At 66.2% G+C, this 17353-nt stretch carries 16 protein-coding genes; 11 read left to right on the plus strand and 5 right to left on the minus strand.

The window, feature by feature from the left end:
* Positions 1-86: 86 nt before the first annotated feature.
* Positions 87-5786, minus strand: a complete 5700-nt coding sequence (locus tag ACSBM8_RS14835) for an alpha-2-macroglobulin family protein (RefSeq protein WP_442678771.1) — start codon at positions 5784-5786, stop codon at positions 87-89.
* Positions 5787-6043: 257 nt separating this feature from the next.
* Between ACSBM8_RS14835 and ACSBM8_RS14840 the strand changes: the two genes are divergently transcribed.
* On the plus strand, positions 6044-6259 hold the full coding sequence (locus ACSBM8_RS14840; RefSeq protein ID WP_442678772.1) for a hypothetical protein: 216 nt from the start codon (positions 6044-6046) through the stop codon (positions 6257-6259).
* 15 nt (positions 6260-6274) lie between these two features.
* Here ACSBM8_RS14840 and fumC read toward each other — a convergent pair whose 3' ends face one another.
* The gene (gene fumC / locus ACSBM8_RS14845) at positions 6275-7663 is read right to left on the minus strand and encodes a class II fumarate hydratase (protein ID WP_442678773.1); all 1389 of its coding nucleotides are present in this window, start codon (positions 7661-7663) and stop codon (positions 6275-6277) included.
* Positions 7664-7794: 131 nt separating this feature from the next.
* Between fumC and ACSBM8_RS14850 the strand changes: the two genes are divergently transcribed.
* The 3 genes from ACSBM8_RS14850 to ACSBM8_RS14860 all read left to right on the plus strand — a co-directional run bounded on the left by ACSBM8_RS14850 (position 7795) and on the right by ACSBM8_RS14860 (position 9921).
* Positions 7795-8187 carry a PRC-barrel domain-containing protein gene (locus ACSBM8_RS14850; RefSeq protein ID WP_442678774.1) on the plus strand — a complete coding sequence of 131 codons (393 nt, stop codon included), beginning with the start codon at positions 7795-7797 and terminating at the stop codon, positions 8185-8187.
* Between the two features lie 181 nt (positions 8188-8368).
* Positions 8369-9364: a cupin-like domain-containing protein gene (locus ACSBM8_RS14855; protein ID WP_442678775.1), complete on the plus strand. Its 996-nt coding sequence runs from the start codon at positions 8369-8371 to the stop codon at positions 9362-9364.
* Positions 9365-9528: 164 nt separating this feature from the next.
* Positions 9529-9921 carry a hypothetical protein gene (locus tag ACSBM8_RS14860; RefSeq protein WP_442678776.1) on the plus strand — a complete coding sequence of 131 codons (393 nt, stop codon included), beginning with the start codon at positions 9529-9531 and terminating at the stop codon, positions 9919-9921.
* A gap of 27 nt (positions 9922-9948) precedes the next feature.
* Here ACSBM8_RS14860 and ACSBM8_RS14865 read toward each other — a convergent pair whose 3' ends face one another.
* Positions 9949-10425, minus strand: coding sequence for an SspB family protein (locus ACSBM8_RS14865; protein WP_442678777.1), 477 nt, complete (start codon positions 10423-10425; stop codon positions 9949-9951).
* A gap of 75 nt (positions 10426-10500) precedes the next feature.
* Between ACSBM8_RS14865 and hisB the strand changes: the two genes are divergently transcribed.
* The 5 genes from hisB to ACSBM8_RS14890 are packed head-to-tail and all read left to right on the plus strand — an operon-like array spanning position 10501 to position 13544.
* Positions 10501-11097, plus strand: coding sequence for an imidazoleglycerol-phosphate dehydratase HisB (hisB, locus tag ACSBM8_RS14870; protein WP_442678778.1), 597 nt, complete (start codon positions 10501-10503; stop codon positions 11095-11097).
* Positions 11090-11710, plus strand: a complete 621-nt coding sequence (gene hisH / locus ACSBM8_RS14875; protein ID WP_442678779.1) for an imidazole glycerol phosphate synthase subunit HisH — start codon at positions 11090-11092, stop codon at positions 11708-11710. The genes hisB and hisH overlap by 8 nt, the downstream gene beginning before the upstream one ends.
* A complete protein-coding gene (gene hisA, locus ACSBM8_RS14880; RefSeq protein WP_442678780.1) occupies positions 11711-12451 on the plus strand; it encodes a 1-(5-phosphoribosyl)-5-[(5-phosphoribosylamino)methylideneamino]imidazole-4-carboxamide isomerase in 741 nt (246 codons plus the stop codon).
* A complete protein-coding gene (gene hisF / locus ACSBM8_RS14885) occupies positions 12448-13218 on the plus strand; it encodes an imidazole glycerol phosphate synthase subunit HisF (RefSeq protein ID WP_442678781.1) in 771 nt (256 codons plus the stop codon). Before hisA ends, hisF begins: the two co-directional genes overlap by 4 nt.
* An 8-nt stretch (positions 13219-13226) precedes the next feature.
* Entirely contained in the window at positions 13227-13544 is a 318-nt protein-coding gene (locus ACSBM8_RS14890) for a phosphoribosyl-ATP diphosphatase (protein ID WP_442678782.1), read from the plus strand.
* 137 nt (positions 13545-13681) lie between these two features.
* Here ACSBM8_RS14890 and ACSBM8_RS14895 read toward each other — a convergent pair whose 3' ends face one another.
* Positions 13682-13984, minus strand: a complete 303-nt coding sequence (locus ACSBM8_RS14895; RefSeq protein ID WP_442681610.1) for a GIY-YIG nuclease family protein — start codon at positions 13982-13984, stop codon at positions 13682-13684.
* Positions 13985-14142: 158 nt separating this feature from the next.
* Here ACSBM8_RS14895 and ACSBM8_RS14900 point away from each other — a divergent pair, with 158 nt between their 5' ends.
* Both ACSBM8_RS14900 and ACSBM8_RS14905 read left to right on the plus strand, forming a co-directional pair.
* The gene (locus ACSBM8_RS14900) at positions 14143-14520 is read left to right on the plus strand and encodes a histidine triad nucleotide-binding protein (RefSeq protein WP_442678783.1); all 378 of its coding nucleotides are present in this window, start codon (positions 14143-14145) and stop codon (positions 14518-14520) included.
* Between the two features lie 81 nt (positions 14521-14601).
* Positions 14602-16203 carry an amino acid permease gene (locus ACSBM8_RS14905; protein ID WP_442678784.1) on the plus strand — a complete coding sequence of 534 codons (1602 nt, stop codon included), beginning with the start codon at positions 14602-14604 and terminating at the stop codon, positions 16201-16203.
* Between the two features lie 45 nt (positions 16204-16248).
* Here ACSBM8_RS14905 and ACSBM8_RS14910 read toward each other — a convergent pair whose 3' ends face one another.
* On the minus strand, positions 16249-17265 hold the full coding sequence (locus tag ACSBM8_RS14910; protein WP_442678785.1) for an SDR family oxidoreductase: 1017 nt from the start codon (positions 17263-17265) through the stop codon (positions 16249-16251).
* Positions 17266-17353 lie beyond the last annotated feature (88 nt).

Consider the following 17353-nt stretch of genomic DNA (forward strand, 5'->3'; position numbering starts at 1 on the left):
CAGGGCGATGACGGCGAAGAAGGGCAGCACCAGCCAAAGCGTGGGCCGGCGACGCAGCCAGCCCAGCCCGGCCATCAGGCGATCGATCACGGCACGATCGTCAACGGCCGGTTCGGCAGGGCCGCGTGGATTTCGGGGGAATACATCGCCTCGACCTTCGTCGGCGGCAATTGCAGTCGGCCGGTGCCGTTCAGCCGCACCGCATATTCCACCGTCGATCGGCCCTTGGGCATCCAGCCGAAATAGCCGCGCCAGGCATCCAGCCCCTGCTCGACATAGGATGGGGAGGACGACCCGCCATTCGCGCCGGCCGCGAGCAAGGCCGATTGGCCACCGCCCGCACCCAGGATCGAAGCGCCGGCCGGAATCGGATCCTCCACCACCACCCAGGTCCGGTCGACCGGCGCGTCGACCGTGATCCGCACCCGCACGACATCGCCACGACTGATCTGGTCGGGCCGGCGGCGCTGCAGGAAGGTGACTTCACGACTGATGCGATAGCCCGCAAACAAAGGCGCGGTCAGCGGCACGGCGGCGCGTACCGAGACCGTGGCCCATGGCCCGGCACCGCCATCGTGCCGCAGCAGCAGCGATCCGGGGGTCTGCGGCAGCGGGAAGCTCAGCGTCGGCGGCTGCAAACCACGGCTGGTCAGGCTGCGACCGCCCAGGCTGGCGGTGGTAAGCCCGGTGCCCGAGCCCGGATAGGCGGTGGCGAAGCGGTGCGCCGCGATCGTGCCCCAGGCATTGGCCGGGGTCGTGTCCCAATGGCCCTGCCGTTGGCGGAGCGCCACGCCCACCATCATCCGCGCCGCTTCCGATTCCCAGCCGGGCCGGCCGGTTACCGCGAGCAGCGCCTTGATCGCCATTTCATCGTCGCTGACCATCATCCACCACGGCGCCGCGGCCCGATCGGTCAGATCCAGGCGCGTGCCTTCATAGACGATCCGGCTGCGCAGCGCGGCTTCGGCGGCGGCAATCCGCGCCGGGTCCACGCCGTTGGTGCGACCCAGCGTCACCAGCCAGTCCGCGAGCGTCGCGGTCGGCATGTCGCCAAGCGGCATCGCCAGCTGCTCGATCATGCCGGGCGTAGCCGCACCGTTGCGGGCGAGCGCCGCCAATGCCGCGATCCGCAGCAGACGTGTGTCGCCCCGGCTGGTGCCCTCTTCGGTGATGCGCCCGTCGACGACCCCGCGGAGTGCCTCGATCAGGGCTGCCTTCGGGCCATCCGGCCATGGCAGGCTGGCATCGGCGGTTACCGACAAGGCATAGGCCGTCAGGGCGATGGAGCCCGGTTCTTCCGGCGACGGCCAGTAATGGAGCAGGCCGTTCGCGGCCACATAGAGCGGCAAAGCGTCCATCTGCTTGGCCCAAGCCGTGCGGTCACCAAGCGCGATCGCCTTGGACAGGCGTTGCTCGAAACAGCCATAGGGATAAGCGAGCATGTAGCTGCGCACGCCCGCCAGCGGCGGTGCGGGCGACGCCATCAACGCAACGTCGACACCGCCGCGTCCGGCCAGCGCCCCACCCGGCGCGCCCACCGGAATGGTCGTGCCATCGCCGACACGCACGAGCGTGGCCGCCCAGACCTGATCCGGCACGGCGGGGACAATCTGCTGATCGACGGCGACGCGATCATTGGCGCGCCCGTCGGACGATCGGGCAGTGACCGTCCAGCGCAAGGTCGCCCGCGCCAGCGGCGCGGTCAGCCGCCATGTGACCGGCACTGCCCCGCCGGCCGGGACCGTCACCGTCAGGGCACCGCCCCGCGCCACGGCCGGCTCCAGTGCGACATTGGCCGTCACCGTCATGGGTCGGTCGGTGCCGTTGCGCAGGGTGAAGGTGGCGCCGTAGAAATCGCCCGACCGTACCAGCGGCGGCAGGCCGGCATAGATGGTCAGATCCTGCACCGTGCGGATATTGGCGCTGCCGGTCCCGAACAGATTATCCCCCGCGGTCGCGACCGCGACCAGCCGATAGGAGGACAAGGCATCGGCCAGCGGCACGTCCACAAACGCGCGGCCCTGTCCGTCCAGCTTAACCCGCCCGCGCCACAGCAGCACGGGTCGGAAATCCGAACGAGTCAGCGAGGACAGGTCCCCGCCTCCGCCGCCGCCACTCGCGACGGCCTTCAGGCCATAATGACGTTTGCCGACGACCTGCATCTGCGCGGTCGAGGTCAGGACCGACAAGGGGCGTTCGCCCATCATCTTGGACAAGATGTCCCATGAATCGTTGGGCGATAGCTGAAGCAGGGCCTCATCCACCGCGGCAAAGGCGATTTCCGCCGATTTGGGTGCCTTGCCGTCGGGACCAACCACCTGCACCGCAACCCGCGCATGATCCCGCACGCGGTAGCGCGCATGATCGGGCCGGACCGACACCTTCAGCTGATGCGCCTCCCACCCGACCGCGACCTTCGTGATGCCGATCCGGTAGGCCGGCTTGGCCAGATCGACCAGCGACGTCGGATAGGCGCCATCCCGGCTGAAGAACGGCAGGTGCCAGCGCCGCGCCAGATCGGCGAGCCACAGCCGCCACCCGGCAATACGTCCGCGCACCGCCATGACGGAAATATAGACGTCGGGGGCATAGGCGCCCGGCAGGGGCACGTCGACGACCGGATCCTTGCCGGAAATGGTCGTGACGAAGGAGGAGAGCACACCCTCTCGCTCCACCGTCACCAGCGCGGTCGCGTTGCGGAACGGCATCCGTACCTGGACGTGCGCAGTCGCGCCGGCGCGATAGGATTTCGCGTCCGATATGACGTCCATGCGATCGCCATTGTCGCCGCCGAACCACCAATCGTCATCGCCCGCGAGCCAGACCGACGTCACCGCCCGCGCCTCATTGCCCTGATCGTCCTGCGCGGTCGCAACCGCGATCACCTCGCCCGACACGCCGGGATCCAGCGTGCATTCGGCCAGGCCCTGGGCGTCCGTCTTCTCGCTGCACTTGGCACTGATGCGCGTGGTCTTGGCGCTGTTGTCATAGGCATAGAAGCCACCGATCAGCCGCCGCCGGGCCGAGATCACCTCCCGCGTGTATAGCGTGACCGACACGCGCTGGCCCGCAATGATCTTGCCGTCAGGGCTGAGCGCCACGACCTTCAAGCGCATCTCGCCCTCGCGCTGCATCCAGCCATCGGGTTTGATCCCCAGGCGTACCGCCGACGTATAGAGCGGCACCGTGGTCGACGCGGTCAGCGTCTCGCCATTGGCATCGTCATAATCCATCTCGACCGTCATCTTGGTCGCATCGGTCAGCTTCGGCAGATCGATCGTCGTGCGCAGCGCGCCGTGCGCGTCCAAAGCCAGCGGCAGCGTGCTTGAGGACGGCGGGCTCGGCTGGCTCAGATCATTCTGGTCGTCGTCCAGCGCGACCGTCCCTTCCTTCACCGCCGCGCCGCCGAAGGTCCAGCCGTCCCATCCCGCGGGGGCATCGGACAGCGTTTCAAACGCGGTCCGCAGCCGCACCGGAGCATGGCCGGCGCCGCCGCCCGACAGATAGCCGACATACAGGTCCAGCGGCAGCCGTTTGGGACGGATGGCCGGCGTGCGCGGACCGCTGACGGTCGCCCGCATGGTCGGCAGGCGATATTCATCGACCCGGATCGACTGGCCGGTGCTCTGGCTATCGTCCCCGACCTTGAGCGTCAGATCATAATCGCCGGTGGGCGCGCCCTTGGGCGGCGTCCACGCGCTCTCGCCGATGCCGGCCCGGTCGAGCGTCACCGGCACGTCGAACTGCATGTCCGATCCGCGATGCTTGAGCTGCAACGTGCCGCGCACCGCCCCGCCCGAGCGGAACCCGCTCAGCGTCTGCCGGCGATAGACATGCTTCATGTGCACGGTTTCACCCGCGCGCAGCAAGGTCCGGTCGAAGATGGTATGCAGGATCGGCTCGGGCGCGCTCCAGCCATAAGGCAGGTCGAAATTCCAGGGCCGGATGCCCTCACCCCAGCTCGTCAGCGCGAACGACAGGTCGCCATCCTTGCGCGCGACCACGATCAGCGGCGCCCCTTCGTCGCTCTCGCAGGAATCGGTCGTGGAGGGATCGGGCAGATTGCGGATCTGGAGGCGGCCGGTCCGGTCGGTCTTCGCCGAGGCAAGCGTGCGGCCGTTGCAACTGTCGGTCACGCTGATCAGCGCGTCCGCAACCGGCTTGCCCGTATCCAGCGCCGTCACCCAGGCGAGCGACGTGCCCCGGCCCCATTTGAAGTGGACCGCCATATTCGTGACCAGCGCGGCGGCCGATACATAGCGCGTCGCCGGACGCCCCAGCAGCGCCAGTCCCAGCTTCGGGCTGGCCAATTCGACCACGTAGAAGCCCGGCTTCTCCAGCGGAATACCGACCACTTCCATCTTGCTCCCACCGGCGGGGAGTGGAAGGTTCAGCGCCGTCCCGCGCTCGCGCCCGGTCAGCACCGGCCGGTCGCCGGTATGGTTCACCGCGACGCGTTCGCCGTTCGTCTCCACGTAGCGATAATCGTCGTCCTGTGCTTTGCTGACGCGCTGCAGCCACTTTGCGATGGCGGCGTCGCTGTCCGCGACCCGCACCCTCGTGCCGGATACGGCGGAGACATTGCCCATCAGCCGCGGCTCGACGCTCCGCACGGTGACCGGCAGGACGCCGCCTTCGCGCGCTTCCAGCACGCCGAACGGCGCGGCGAATTTCACCAGCGGCGGCGCTTCGGCAATTTCGAAATCCAGCGGGAAACGCTCGGCATTGGCGAGCGGCCGGCCGCTTTGATCCCGCAAGTCCGCGGGCAGGATGATCTGCGCGGTGATTGATGGCGGAAAGGGCGCCGCGAAGCTGACCGAATCGACCGTCGGCGTGCTCGATTTGTCGGCGGTCGGGGCGATCTGGTTCCGGCCGGCCGACAGCCGCAGCTTCATCGCATCGGCGCGCGCCACCGGCGCGCTGAACTGGACGCTGATCGCTTCAACCGGGCTGCAGCCGGCATTGGCGTTGACGCGCGAGCAGGTCAGCCGCGCGGTGAATTGCTTGCGCACGCTGAAGTCGAAGCGATGATCCTCGCCGACGGCATGGCCGCTCGGGCTGCGGATCGATGCGCCCCACACCAGCGCCATATCGCGTCCGGGCGGCAGCGGGCGGCGGCATTTCAGCGCGACGATATTGGCGAGCGCGGCCTGGCGCAGCTTGGGATCCTGCGGCAACGGCTGCGGCAGACCCGCATTTTCCAGGAAGCTGCGCGCCTGCCAGCTGCTGCCCAGCGCCGGCAGGATCTTGCCTGGCGTGTCCGCCGGCAGCAGGTCGACCGCGATCCGCTCGCCAATGCCGTCGACCGCGCAATAGGCGCCGGCCGCGACCGAGGCCCGGTCGACCGGACCATTGGCCGCCACGAAGAAGGTCTGGTTTTCCTCGATCTCGCCGCTGGACGGAAGGAGCGCCAGGGCGGACGGCCCGCCGCTATCGATCGGGAAGCGGCGCGTGCCGGTCACGCTCGCGCCGGTCACGTCGGTCAGGTCGTCGCGCAGCGTGGCGGCGCAGGACAATCCTGCCGGCAGCGCGCGGGCGAATTCCCAGACGAACGTCTGCGGATCGACCCAGCGTCCGCTGCCCTCCACCGGGCAGGTCACCGACAGGGGGGCCGGACCTTGCCCGAGCGGGACCATTGCGCCGGAAAAGCGCACCGTGAAACGGGTGATGCCCGCATTATCCCGGCCGATGATGGCGTTGATGACGCTGGGCGGGTTGCTGCCGAACACCTCGAGCGGCAACAGCAGAGCCAGCATCAGAAGGATCCAGCTCAACCCCTTACGCATCTTCTTCTCCCCTGGCGCGCACCTTGCGCGGAAACGCAGCGTAGGTCTAGACGATGAAGCGTGTATTTTTAGAGACAGAATGAAGTCGTCGGGCTATTCTTTTGCCGGACCAGGCATTGGGCAAACCCGCTCCATTTGCGATCAGTCGTCGGAACCATCCTGCGGCGACAGGCGCTTTTCGATGCGGCAGCACGCATCGGCTGCCTTATTTGCGGCGCGATGCGGGGCTAAGGCTCGGAAAAGATTGAGGAGGCGGCATGGCTGACACGCGCACCAGCGATAAAGGCAAGGGCGAAGAGCAAAGCGACAAGCGGCGCTCGCGCAACAAGAATGTGAAAGCCGCGGCAACCGGTGTCGCGATCGGCATCGGATCGGCGGCCCTGGTTGCGGCCTTGCTTTATTCCAACCGTCCGCAGGACGACAAGAAGAACGATACGCCCAACGATCCGCGGTTCGAACCCCGCGAATCCTGACGATGTCGGCCGCGTCTAGCGGCCGATCATCCGTTCCGGCAGCACGACGCGGTCGAAGGTCGCTTCGTCCACCAACTCCAGCGCCAGCCCCGCTTCTTTCAGCGTCAGCCCTTCATGGTGGGCGTGCTTGGCGATCTTGGCGGCATTGTCATAGCCGATCTCCGGCGCCAGCGCCGTCACCAGCATCAGCGAACGATCGAGCAACGACGCGATGCGTTCGCGGTCCGGCTCCAGGCCCTCCAGGGCGCGCTCGCGGAAGCTCTCCATTCCCACCGCCAGCAGTTCGACCGAGCGCAGCACGTTGGCGCCGATCAACGGCTTGAAAACGTTCAGCTCCATATGGCCCTGCAGCCCGCCAACCGTGATCGCGACATTGTTGCCCATCACCTGCGCCGCGACCATCGTCAGCATCTCGCACTGGGTCGGGTTCACCTTGCCCGGCATGATCGAACTGCCGGGCTCGTTCTCGGGCAGCTTCAGCTCGCCAAGGCCGCAGCGGGGGCCGGAGCCCAGCAGCCGGATGTCGTTCGCGATCTTGCTGAGCGCGACCGCCAGCACATTCAGCGTTCCCGACAGATGGACCAACGCGTCGTTCGACGCCAATGCCTCGAACTTATTGGGTGCGGTGATGAAGGGCAGGCCCGTGATCGCCGCAATCTCGGCCGCAATCTCCTCGCCAAAGCCGTCGGGCGCATTCAGCCCGGTGCCGACGGCGGTACCGCCTTGCGCCAGCTGGTACATGCCGTTGGTGATGACCGGCTCGATCCGCTTGCGGCTGCGCGCAACCTGCGCGGCATAGCCTGAAAATTCGTCTCCCAGCGTCAGCGGAGTCGCGTCCTGCAAATGGGTCCGGCCGATCTTGATGATATCGTCCCAGGCGCGGGCCTTGTCTTCCAGCGTCGCCAGCATTGCATCCAGCGCGGGGAACAGCCGGTCGGTCACCGCACGCGCCGCGGCGATGTGCAGCGCGGTTGGGAAACTGTCGTTGGACGACTGGCTCATATTGACGTGATCGTTGGGATGGACCGGCGTCTTGCCGCCGCGCGTGCCCGCCAGCGCCTCGTTCGCGATCCCGGCGATCACTTCGTTGACGTTCATATTGGATTGGGTGCCGGACCCGGTCTGCCAGATCACCAGCGGGAATTGATCGTCATGCTGGCCGGCAACGACGGCGGCTGCCGCCTGTTCGATCGCGTCGGCGATCCGCCCGTCCAGGCCATGCTTGCGGTTCACCCGCGCCGCGGCCTGCTTCACGATCGCCAGCGCGTGGATGATGCCGATCGGCATCTGCTCCCGCGGGCCGAACGGGAAATTCTGGATCGAACGCTGCGTCTGCGCACCCCAGTAAGCGTCGGAGGAAACTTCGATCGGGCCGAAGCTGTCGGTCTCGGTGCGTGTCGTCATAAGGCTCCCTCGCGCTCCTCGCCGACCTAGTGGCTGATCCGGCGAATCGCGAGGCAAAAAGCGCCGGCGGTCGGTTCGTGTTCCGGGAACACGGCACAGCCCCCATGGTTGAACGCGCGAGGAGACCGATCATGGACGAGACCGAAGGCACCATCCCCCCGACCGAAGGCGTCGCAGCGACCACCGAGACGTCGTCGCTGATCGCATCCAACCGGGTCGAGGGCACCAAAGTCTATGGACGGGACGGCGACAAGATCGGCACCGTGCACAATTTCATGGTGAACAAGCGCACTGGGCAGGTTGCCTATGTCGTCATCTCCACCGGCGGATTCCTCGGTCTCGGCCAGGCCTATCATCCGCTGCCATGGTCCGCCTTCACTTATGACGAGGAGCAGGGCGGCTATGTCGTGAAGCTCGACAAGCGGATGCTGGACGGATCGCCCAGCTTCCGGCTCGATAATGCACCGGTGTTCGACGATGCCTATGGCCGGCGCATCACCGATTATTTCTCGGGCTCGATCTGAGGGTCGTGATAATCGACGCGACGACGATTCCAGCGGTGCGGTGCGACATCGACGGCACCGTGATCGGCAGCGATACCGGCGATCGCCTCGTGCAGTTCGGTGTCCCGCCCCTGGCGCGCTGATCGGCCGAGGGGCTGGCACCGCTCCGTTCGCGCGATAGAAAGCGGCAGAGGAGAGCCGCGTGCAGGTGAAGGACTATCACGACGTCGATGCGCGTCGCTTTCGCGAGGAGATCATGCCCGCCGCGCAGCCTGCGCTGTTGCGGGGCGTCGCCGCGCACTGGCCGGCGGTGGACGCGGCCCGATCGGCGGACGGCATCGCGGCCTATCTGCGCCGCCATGCCACCGACGCCACCTGTGACATGCTCGTCGGCAGCCCGGAGATAAAAGGGCGCTTCTTTTACAATGCCGATATGACCGGGCTCAATTTCGAACGCCGCCCGGCCACGCTCACCAGGATTGTCGATGCCCTGACGACGGCGCTGCAGGATCCGGCCCCGCCCGCCATCGCCGCCCAGGCGGTCGAGGCCCGCACCAGTCTTCCGGGGTTCGCCGAGGCCAATCGGCTCGACCTGATCGGCAAGCCGGTCGCGCCGCACTTATGGATTGGCAACCAGGTCGTCGTCAGCGCGCATCACGACATGTTTTCGAACATTGCGGTCGTGGTGGCGGGCAAGCGCCGTTTCACGCTGTTTCCACCCGATCAGGCCGGCAATCTCGCCATCGGACCGTTCGAATTCACGCCCTCCGGCACACCGGTCAGCTTGATCGACTTCGACGCACCGGATCATGCGCGCTTTCCCGGATTCGCGGCGGCCCTAGCCGTGTCCCGGACTGCGGACCTCGAGCCCGGAGATGCCCTCTACATCCCTTATATGTGGTGGCACCATGTCCGCTCGACCGAGCGCTTCAACATGCTCGTCAATTATTGGTGGAACGACGCCCCGCCCGCGCAACCCGGTCTGCAGCCGATCGACGCGCTGGTTCACGCCTTCCTCGCCTTCTCCGGCCTGCCGGCCGAGCAACGCGCCGCTTGGGCGCCGATGTTTGAACAGCTCGTTTTCGCCGTGGATGCAGCAGCGCAGGTACCGGAAGACAAACGCGGAATCCGCGGCACGCTGAGCCAGGACACGAAGCGTCGCATCCGGCAGCAACTGGGTAGTTTGCTGACGCGCTAACAGCCGTCTCGCCTTCTCCGGGCAGCGCTTGCGTACGCCCAATATTTGGCTGACATGGGAGAATGCGGATACGTCTCCCCCTGCTCGCCCTTGCAATAGCCGCTGGTCCATTACGGGCGGCACCTCCTCCGGTCACGCCCATAGCGGGCGCCGGCCAATGGGTGATGGTGCAGGAACTGCCGTTCGGGTCGCCCCCAGCCTGCGCGGCACGGCTGGAGGGTGCCGAGATCAACACGACACTGGTGCTCAACAAAGACGGCAAGATCATCCTGTTCGGCGGCCATCCTGATTGGTCGATGGGTACCGGCGATGCTCAATATAATTTGGTGATCGACCAGGATCCACCACGGGTCATGCAAGCCAGCTTGCTGAACAACATATTTTTATCGCCGTTCTTTGACGATCGACTGGCCGCCCGCCTGGCCCGCGCCAGAACGCTGCAGTGGGAGACCTCTCAAGCCCGCATCCGCGCCGATGTGACAGGGATCGGCGTAGCGCTGGACGCCGTGCGTAAATGCAATGCGGACAAAAACGCAGCTCGGGCGACGCAAAAATAAGCAACCGCCCCCACTACGGGGCAAGCCTCACTTCTTGCGGGTGAAATCCACCGAAACGACGTTGGAGCCGTCTTCGGCCGGGCGGACGATCGGATCATTTTCCGCTTCCGCAATCTCTTCCGGCTGCTGGTCCTCGACCTGGGCCGAGAAGTGCAGCGCGAAGTCGACCGCCGGATCGTGGAAGGCGGTGATCGCCGCGAACGGGATCGAAAGCTTGGACCCGACTTGGTTGAACGAGAGGCCGACTTCGAAGCCGGTGTCGCTCACGCGCAGATCCCAATAGCGATTCTGGATCACGATCGTCATCTCGTCCGGATAGCGATCGGTCAGATGCTTCGGGATGTCGACGCCGGGAGCGCCGGTCTTGAACGTGATGTAGAAATGGTGGTTGCCGGGCAAGCCGGCGGTCACGGCCTGACCCAATACGCGGCCGACCACGGCGCGCAAGGCGTCCTGGACGATCTCGTCGTAGGGAATCAAGCTATCGGGCGCGCCCTCAGTCATGTCGCCCAAGTGAACGGAGGCGCGACACGGGTCAAGCGTTGCCTGTCACCGGTTCGGCGCTATAGCGGCCGTTCCATGCGCACCGCCTCCATCAGCCGCAACACCGCCGAGACGGCGATCGACGTCTCCGTCAACCTCGACGGGTCGGGCGTCTATGACATCAAGACCGGGATCGGCTTCCTCGATCACATGATCGAGCAGCTGTCGCGCCATTCGTTGATCGATATCCAGCTGAAGGTCGACGGCGATCTCCACATCGATCAGCATCACACGACCGAGGATTCGGCGCTGGCGCTGGGCCAGGCGATCGCGAAGGCACTGGGCGACCGGCGCGGCATCACCCGCTTCGGCACCGCTTATTCCCCGATGGACGAGACGCTAAGCCGGATCGCGATCGACATTTCGGGCCGGCCGTTCCTCGTCTGGAAGGCGGAATTCACGCAGACCAAATTGGGCGAGCTCGATACCGAGCTGATCGACCATTGGTTTCACAGCTTCGCCGGCGAAGTGGGCATGACGCTTCACATCGAGACGCTGTACGGTCGCAACAACCATCACATTTGCGAGAGTATCTTCAAGGGCTGCGCGCGCGCGTTGCGCCAGGCGATCGAGATCGATCCGCGCAAGGGCGATGCCATCCCCTCCACCAAGGGGACGCTGGGCGGTGCCTGACGGCCTTGCGCTGATCGATTACGGCGCCGGCAACCTCCGATCGGTCGAGAATGCGCTGCGGGCGGCCGGCGCGACCGACGTGCGCGTCACCGCCGATCCCGCTGATGTGCTGAAGGCCGAACGGATCGTGCTGCCCGGTGTCGGCGCTTTTGCCGCCTGCATGGGCGCGCTCTCCGCCATTCCCGGCATGGTCGATGCGCTCAACCGCCGCGTGATCCAACAGGGCATCCCCTTCCTGGGCGTCTGCGTCGGCATGCAATTGATGGCGGATGCCGGCGAGGAGTTCGGCAGCCATCCCGGCCTGGGGTGGATTCCCGGCACCGTCGCAAAGCTCGAACCTGCCGATCCACAGGCGCGCGTGCCGCACATGGGCTGGAACGATGTCGTGCCGGCAATGGCCCATCCCCTGATCGTGCCGGGCGAGGCCTATTTCCTGCACAGCTTTGCCTTCCGCACCGCAGATCCGGCAACGCTGGCGGCCACCACCGATCATGGCGGCACCGTCACCGCGGCGGTCGCGCGCGACAATCTGGTCGGCGCCCAGTTCCATCCTGAAAAGAGCCAGGCCTATGGCCTCGCCTTCCTCGCCCGCTTTCTCGATTGGCGCCCCTGAATGAGCATCATTGTCTATCCCGCGATCGATCTGAAGGGCGGCAAGGTCGTCCGCCTGTCCGAAGGCGATATGGATCGCGCCACCACCTATAATGACGATCCCGTCGCCCAGGCCAATGTGTTCTGTGAACAGGGGGCGGACCATTTGCATGTCGTCGATCTGGACGGCGCTTTCGCCGGCGCCTCCGTCAACGGCGAGATCGTGGCCGAGATCGTGCACAATTTTCCGGGCAAGGTGCAGGTCGGCGGCGGCATCCGCGATCGCGCCGCGGTGGATCGCTGGCTGGAACGGGGCGTCTCGCGCGTCGTCATCGGCACCGCCGCACTGCACGATCCGGAATTTGTCCGCGCTGCCGCCAAGGCGCTGCCGGGGCGGATCGTCGTTGCCGTGGATGCCCGCGACGGCATGGTCACCACCCATGGCTGGGCCACCAGCTCCGACATGACGGCGGCCGATCTATCGAACCGCTTCGCCGACGTCGGCGTCGCTGCCGCCCTGTTCACCGATGTCGGCCGCGACGGCTTGCTCAAGGGCTGCAACGTGCGCGCCACCTCCGAACTGGCCCGCAACACGCGCCTGCCGGTGATCGCCAGCGGCGGCGTGAAGGGGCTGGTCGATATCGCCGATCTCGCCCGCCATGCGAGCGAGGGCATCGAGGGCGTGATCTGCGGCCGCTCGCTCTACGAAGGCAAATTGGATTTGCGCAAGGCGCTGCGGCTGGCGCGCGACGAGAGCCTGTGACCGTCCGCGTCCGCGTCATTCCCTGCCTCGACGTCGCGGGTGGGCGCGTGGTCAAAGGTGTGCAATTCCTCGACCTTGCCGATGCGGGCGATCCGGTCGAGCAGGCCAAAGTGTATGACGCCGCCGGCGCGGACGAGCTTTGTTTCCTCGACATCACCGCCAGCCATGAGGATCGCGGCACGATCCTCGACGTCGTCGCGCGCACCGCGGCCGTCTGCTTCATGCCGCTCACGGTCGGCGGCGGCGTGCGGACGCCGGAGGATGCGCGGGCGCTGCTGCTGGCGGGGGCCGACAAGGTCGCGATCAATTCGGCGGCAGTTGCCCGCCCAGAACTGGCCGCCGAACTGGCGGATCGCTTCGGCGCCCAATGCGTCGTCGGCGCGGTCGACGCCAAGGCCGTCGGGCGTGGCCGGTGGGAGATTTTCACCCATGGCGGCCGCCGCGCCACCGGCATCGATGCGATCGAGCATGCGGTGCGGCTGGCCGAACTCGGCGCGGGCGAGTTGCTCGTCACCTCGATGGACAATGACGGCACGAAGGGCGGCTACGACCTCGCTTTGACTCGCGCCATCGCGGATGCGGTTGCCGTTCCCGTGATCGCCAGCGGCGGCGTCGGCACGCTCGACGATCTCGTCGCCGGGGTCACCAAAGGCCATGCCAGCGCGGTACTGGCCGCCTCCATCTTCCATTTTGGCGAACACAGTGTGGCCGAAGCCCACGCCGCACTCGCCGAGGCGGGCTTGCCGGTGCGGTCCCCGCCACGCTAGACCGAGGCATGTCCGAAACGCTCGCTCGCCTTGAGGCGACCATCGCCAGCCGCAAGGGCGCCGATCCCACATCCTCTTATGTCGCGAGCCTGTTCGCGAGAGGCCGCGGCCGGATTGCCCGCAAGCTGGGCGAGGAAGCGATCGAAACGATCGTCGCCGCGCTGAGCGAAGACAAAGCCGAGATAGTCGGCGAGGCGGCGGATGTGATCTTTCACCTGATGGTGCTGCTGGCCGATGCCGACATACCGCTCACCGACGTGCTGGCAGAGCTCGACCGGCGCGAGGGCGTGTCCGGCCACGACGAGAAAGCCGCACGCGCCGTCTGACTAGTGGACGCCCGTCCTCCGACGACATCGTCACCCTGAACTTGTTTCAGGGTCTATCTCGCGGCTGGGCGGCGACCTCACGATGGATGCTGAAACGAGTTCAGCATGACGACGGGGCAGCTCGTCTCAGACATGAATCAAGGGGAGAAGCCCAAGCCGACGGCGAGATCCGTCCAGTCGGGATTGTCCTGTTCGATCAGGTTGATCTTCCAGTCGCGATGCCAGCGTTTCAGCTGCTTCTCGCGTGCAATGGCCGAGGGCATATCTTCGAACATCTCGAAGCGGACCAAGCGTTTGACCGCATATTTTCGCGTGAAGCCGTCGACTGTGCCGGCGCGGTGCTGGTGCGTGCGCGACATTAGGTCAGAGGTTACCCCGATATAAATCGTACCGTGCCTCCCACTCGCGAGGATATACACACAGGGCTGGCGCTGCCTCATGCGCAGATCTTGCCGCCCGATGGATGCTGAAACAAGTTCAGCATGACGGGTGCAAAATGTTCTTCGACGCGACAATTCAAACCCCGTCGTCACCCTGAACTTGTTTCAGGGTCCATTCCGCGGCTAGGCGGTCAGTCTGCAGTTGACGAGGACGCACCATGCCGATCGACGCCACCCTGCCCTACGATGACAGCAACATCTTCGCCCGCATCCTGCGCGGCGAAATACCGGCGAAGACCGTCTACGAAGACGAACACGCTTTCGCCTTCCACGACATCCAGCCGCAAGCGCCGACCCACATCCTCGTCATTCCGCGCGGGCCTTACGCCTCGTGGGACGATTTCTCGGCCAAGGCCTCCGAAGCGGAGATTGCGGGCTTCGTGCGGGCGGTCGGCAAAGTGGCGCGCGATCACGGACTGGTGGAGCCTGGATATCGGCTGCTTGCCAACACCGGCGGCCATGGCGGGCAGGAAGTTCCCCACCTGCACGTCCACTTGTTTGGCGGAAAGGCGCTGGGGCCGATGCTGGCGCGGTAGCGCGCTATTGCGCTGTCAGCGCAAGCCGTTAGGCTCCCCTCCATAAGCAGGCGCTTCGAGCGCCGTCGCAAGGGGATCTTCATGCTTTTTGACCGCGTCAAGTCGCTCGACGCCATCCTGCTCACCGCCGAGAAAAAGGGGCTACATCGCTCCCTCGGCGCTTTCCAGCTCACCATGCTTGGCATCGGCGCGGTCATCGGCACCGGTATCTTCGTGCTTACGTCAGAGGCTGCCCAAAAGGCGGGCCCCGGCATGTTGCTCTCTTTCATCGTTGCCGGCGCGGTCTGCGCGGTCGCGGCTTTGTGCTATTCCGAGCTGGCCTCGATGGTCCCCGTATCGGGGTCCGCCTACACCTACACCTATGCCGTGGTCGGGGAATTACTGGCCTGGATGGTGGGCTGGGCGCTGATCCTGGAATATGCGGTCGGCGCGAGCGCGGTCGCGGTCGGCTGGTCCAACCATGCCGTGGGGCTGTTGAACGGACTGGGATTCCACTTCCCATCCGCCATCAGCAACGCCGACGCGCTCATGGCCAAGGTCCAGCTCGGCTTGGGCGCGACGCCCTCCAAGGATCTCACCATGGCGCTCCAGGTGGGGGGCTGGATCAACGTTCCTGCGATTCTGGTATGCGGCTTCGTGACCTGGCTGCTGATCATCGGCACGACCGAAAGCGCGCGGGTCAACGCCGTGCTGGTCGCGATCAAGATCCTCGCGCTCACGGCCTTCGTCATCCTGACGCTGCCGGTGATGAACGCGGCCAATTTCGATCCGTTCATGCCCACCGGCGCGACCGGCGTCATGGGTGCCGCCGCATCGATCTTCTTCGCCTATGTGGGCTTCGACGCGGTTTCGACCGCAGCGGAGGAAACCAAGAACCCGCAACGCAACGTGCCGATCGGCCTGATCGCCAGCCTCTTCATCTGCACCGCTTTCTACATCCTTGTGGCCTCCGGCGCGATCGGTGCGATCGGTGCGCAGCCTGAAATGGGCGCCCCCGGCATGCCGCTCGCGCCCGGCTCGCCCGAACTGGCGGGCCGCTGCGCCTCCGTCGTCGCCAGCGGCGCGTTGGAGCCGCTGGTCTGCTCCAAGGAAGCCTTGGTGCACGTGCTGGATACGGTCGGCTGGCACAGCATAGGGCGTCTGGTCGGCCTCGCGGCCGTGCTGGCACTGCCCTCCGTCGTGCTGATGATGATGTTCGGCCAGACCCGCGTCTTCTTCACCATGGCGCGGGACGGCCTGCTTCCCGAGAAGCTCGCATCGGTGCACCCGCGCTATCGCACGCCGCACGTGGTGACCGTCGTCACCGGCATCGCCGCGACGATCGCGGCCGCCGTACTGCCCGTCGGCAAGCTCGCCGATTATTCCAATTCGGGGACGCTCTTTGCGTTCATGATGGTCGCGATATCGGTGATGGTGCTGCGCAAGGTCGATCCGACCCGCCATCGGCCGTTCCGCATGCCGCTGGTATGGATCATTGCTCCATTGGCGATCTTCGGCTGCCTCTATCTCTACGTATCGCTGCCATGGACGGCGATCCTGGTGCTCCCGGCCTGGGGCGCGCTCGGCCTGCTCGTCTACTTTCTCTACAGCCGCCGTCGCAGCCATGTCGGCCGCGGCAATATGGAAGTGCCGGAGGAAGAAGCCTATCACGGCACCGAGCCGCCTCAGCCAGGCACGCGCTGACCTGCTAGCGTCTCCTCCCCGGCATGTGTCGGGGAGGAGACAAACTTACGGCCCGCCGCGGCCGCCCGTGGCGCCAAAGATCTGCCCGGTCGAATAGCTATCCTCCCGCGAGGCCAGCAGCACGAACAGCGACGCCAGTTCCGCGGGTTGCCCCGGCCGCCCGAGCGGTGTGTTCGCTCCGAACTCGCCCATCTTGCCCGGCAATTGGCCGCCCGCGACCTGCAACGGCGTCCAGATCGGCCCCGGCGCCACGCCATTGACGCGGATGCCCTTCTTGCCAAGTTGCTTCGCCAACGATTTGGTGAAGATCATGATCGCCCCCTTGGTGGAGGCGTAATCAAGGAGTTCCTCGCCCGGCTCATAGGCGTTGACCGAAGTGGTGTTGATGATCGCGGCACCGGCCTGCATGTGCGGTACGGCGGCCTTGGTGATCCAGAAGGTCGCGTAGATATTGGTCTTGAAGGTGCGGTCGAACTGCTCGTCGCTGATGTCGAGGATCGACTCCTTGCTCTGCTGATAGGCGGCGTTGTTGACGAGAATGTCCAGCCCACCAAGACCGCGCACGGCGTCGGCGACCAGCTTTTGACATGCGCCGGCGGTGCGGATGTCGGCGGGCAGCGCCACCGCCTTGCGGCCGGCCTGACGGATCAGGTCGACCACCTCGCGCGCGTCCGGCTCTTCGGTCGGATAATAATTGATCGCCACATCCGCGCCTTCGCGCGCGAAGGCGATGGCGGCGGCGCGACCGATGCCGGAATCGCCGCCGGTGACGAGCGCCTTGCGGCCCGCCAGCCGGCCCGAGCCCTTGTAGCTGGTCTCGCCATGATCGGGCCGCGGCGTCATCTTCGACGCGAGCGCCGGCCACGGCTGACGCTGCTCCGGCAAGGGCGGCTTGGCATAATTGGCCGCGAGCGGCGCGGTGGGAGCGCCCGGCGCATGCCGTTCCGGCTGATCCTGCTGCTGCCCCTGCGCCAGGGCAGGGACGGCTGCGGCCGCCGCAATCCCGACGGCGGCTACGCCAAATACGTCGCGCCGCGACGGCACGCCTGTCTCATCTGCCATGCCCAATCTCCTGTTCGGGACTGGGTGCTGAACCTCCCGCAAGGCGAGAAGGTTCAGCGGCAGAAGAGAAAAAGCGTTTCTTTAACGC

The organism is Sphingomonas sp. ASY06-1R (assembly GCF_052180265.1).
In the GTDB taxonomy this organism is placed as follows: domain Bacteria; phylum Pseudomonadota; class Alphaproteobacteria; order Sphingomonadales; family Sphingomonadaceae; genus Sphingomonas_I.

Coding starts and splice junctions, on each gene's coding strand:
- ACSBM8_RS14895 (WP_442681610.1), bottom strand. CDS start 13,984: ATGAGGCAGCGCCAGCCCTGTGTGTATATCCTCGCGAGTGGGAGGCAC.
- ACSBM8_RS14860 (WP_442678776.1), top strand. CDS start 9,529: ATGGTGCAGGAACTGCCGTTCGGGTCGCCCCCAGCCTGCGCGGCACGG.
- fumC (WP_442678773.1), bottom strand. CDS start 7,663: ATGACGACACGCACCGAGACCGACAGCTTCGGCCCGATCGAAGTTTCC.
- ACSBM8_RS14835 (WP_442678771.1), bottom strand. CDS start 5,786: ATGCGTAAGGGGTTGAGCTGGATCCTTCTGATGCTGGCTCTGCTGTTG.
- ACSBM8_RS14900 (WP_442678783.1), top strand. CDS start 14,143: ATGCCGATCGACGCCACCCTGCCCTACGATGACAGCAACATCTTCGCC.
- ACSBM8_RS14910 (WP_442678785.1), bottom strand. CDS start 17,265: ATGGCAGATGAGACAGGCGTGCCGTCGCGGCGCGACGTATTTGGCGTA.
- ACSBM8_RS14905 (WP_442678784.1), top strand. CDS start 14,602: ATGCTTTTTGACCGCGTCAAGTCGCTCGACGCCATCCTGCTCACCGCC.
- hisB (WP_442678778.1), top strand. CDS start 10,501: ATGCGCACCGCCTCCATCAGCCGCAACACCGCCGAGACGGCGATCGAC.
- hisA (WP_442678780.1), top strand. CDS start 11,711: ATGAGCATCATTGTCTATCCCGCGATCGATCTGAAGGGCGGCAAGGTC.
- ACSBM8_RS14890 (WP_442678782.1), top strand. CDS start 13,227: ATGTCCGAAACGCTCGCTCGCCTTGAGGCGACCATCGCCAGCCGCAAG.
- ACSBM8_RS14850 (WP_442678774.1), top strand. CDS start 7,795: ATGGACGAGACCGAAGGCACCATCCCCCCGACCGAAGGCGTCGCAGCG.
- ACSBM8_RS14840 (WP_442678772.1), top strand. CDS start 6,044: ATGGCTGACACGCGCACCAGCGATAAAGGCAAGGGCGAAGAGCAAAGC.
- ACSBM8_RS14865 (WP_442678777.1), bottom strand. CDS start 10,425: ATGACTGAGGGCGCGCCCGATAGCTTGATTCCCTACGACGAGATCGTC.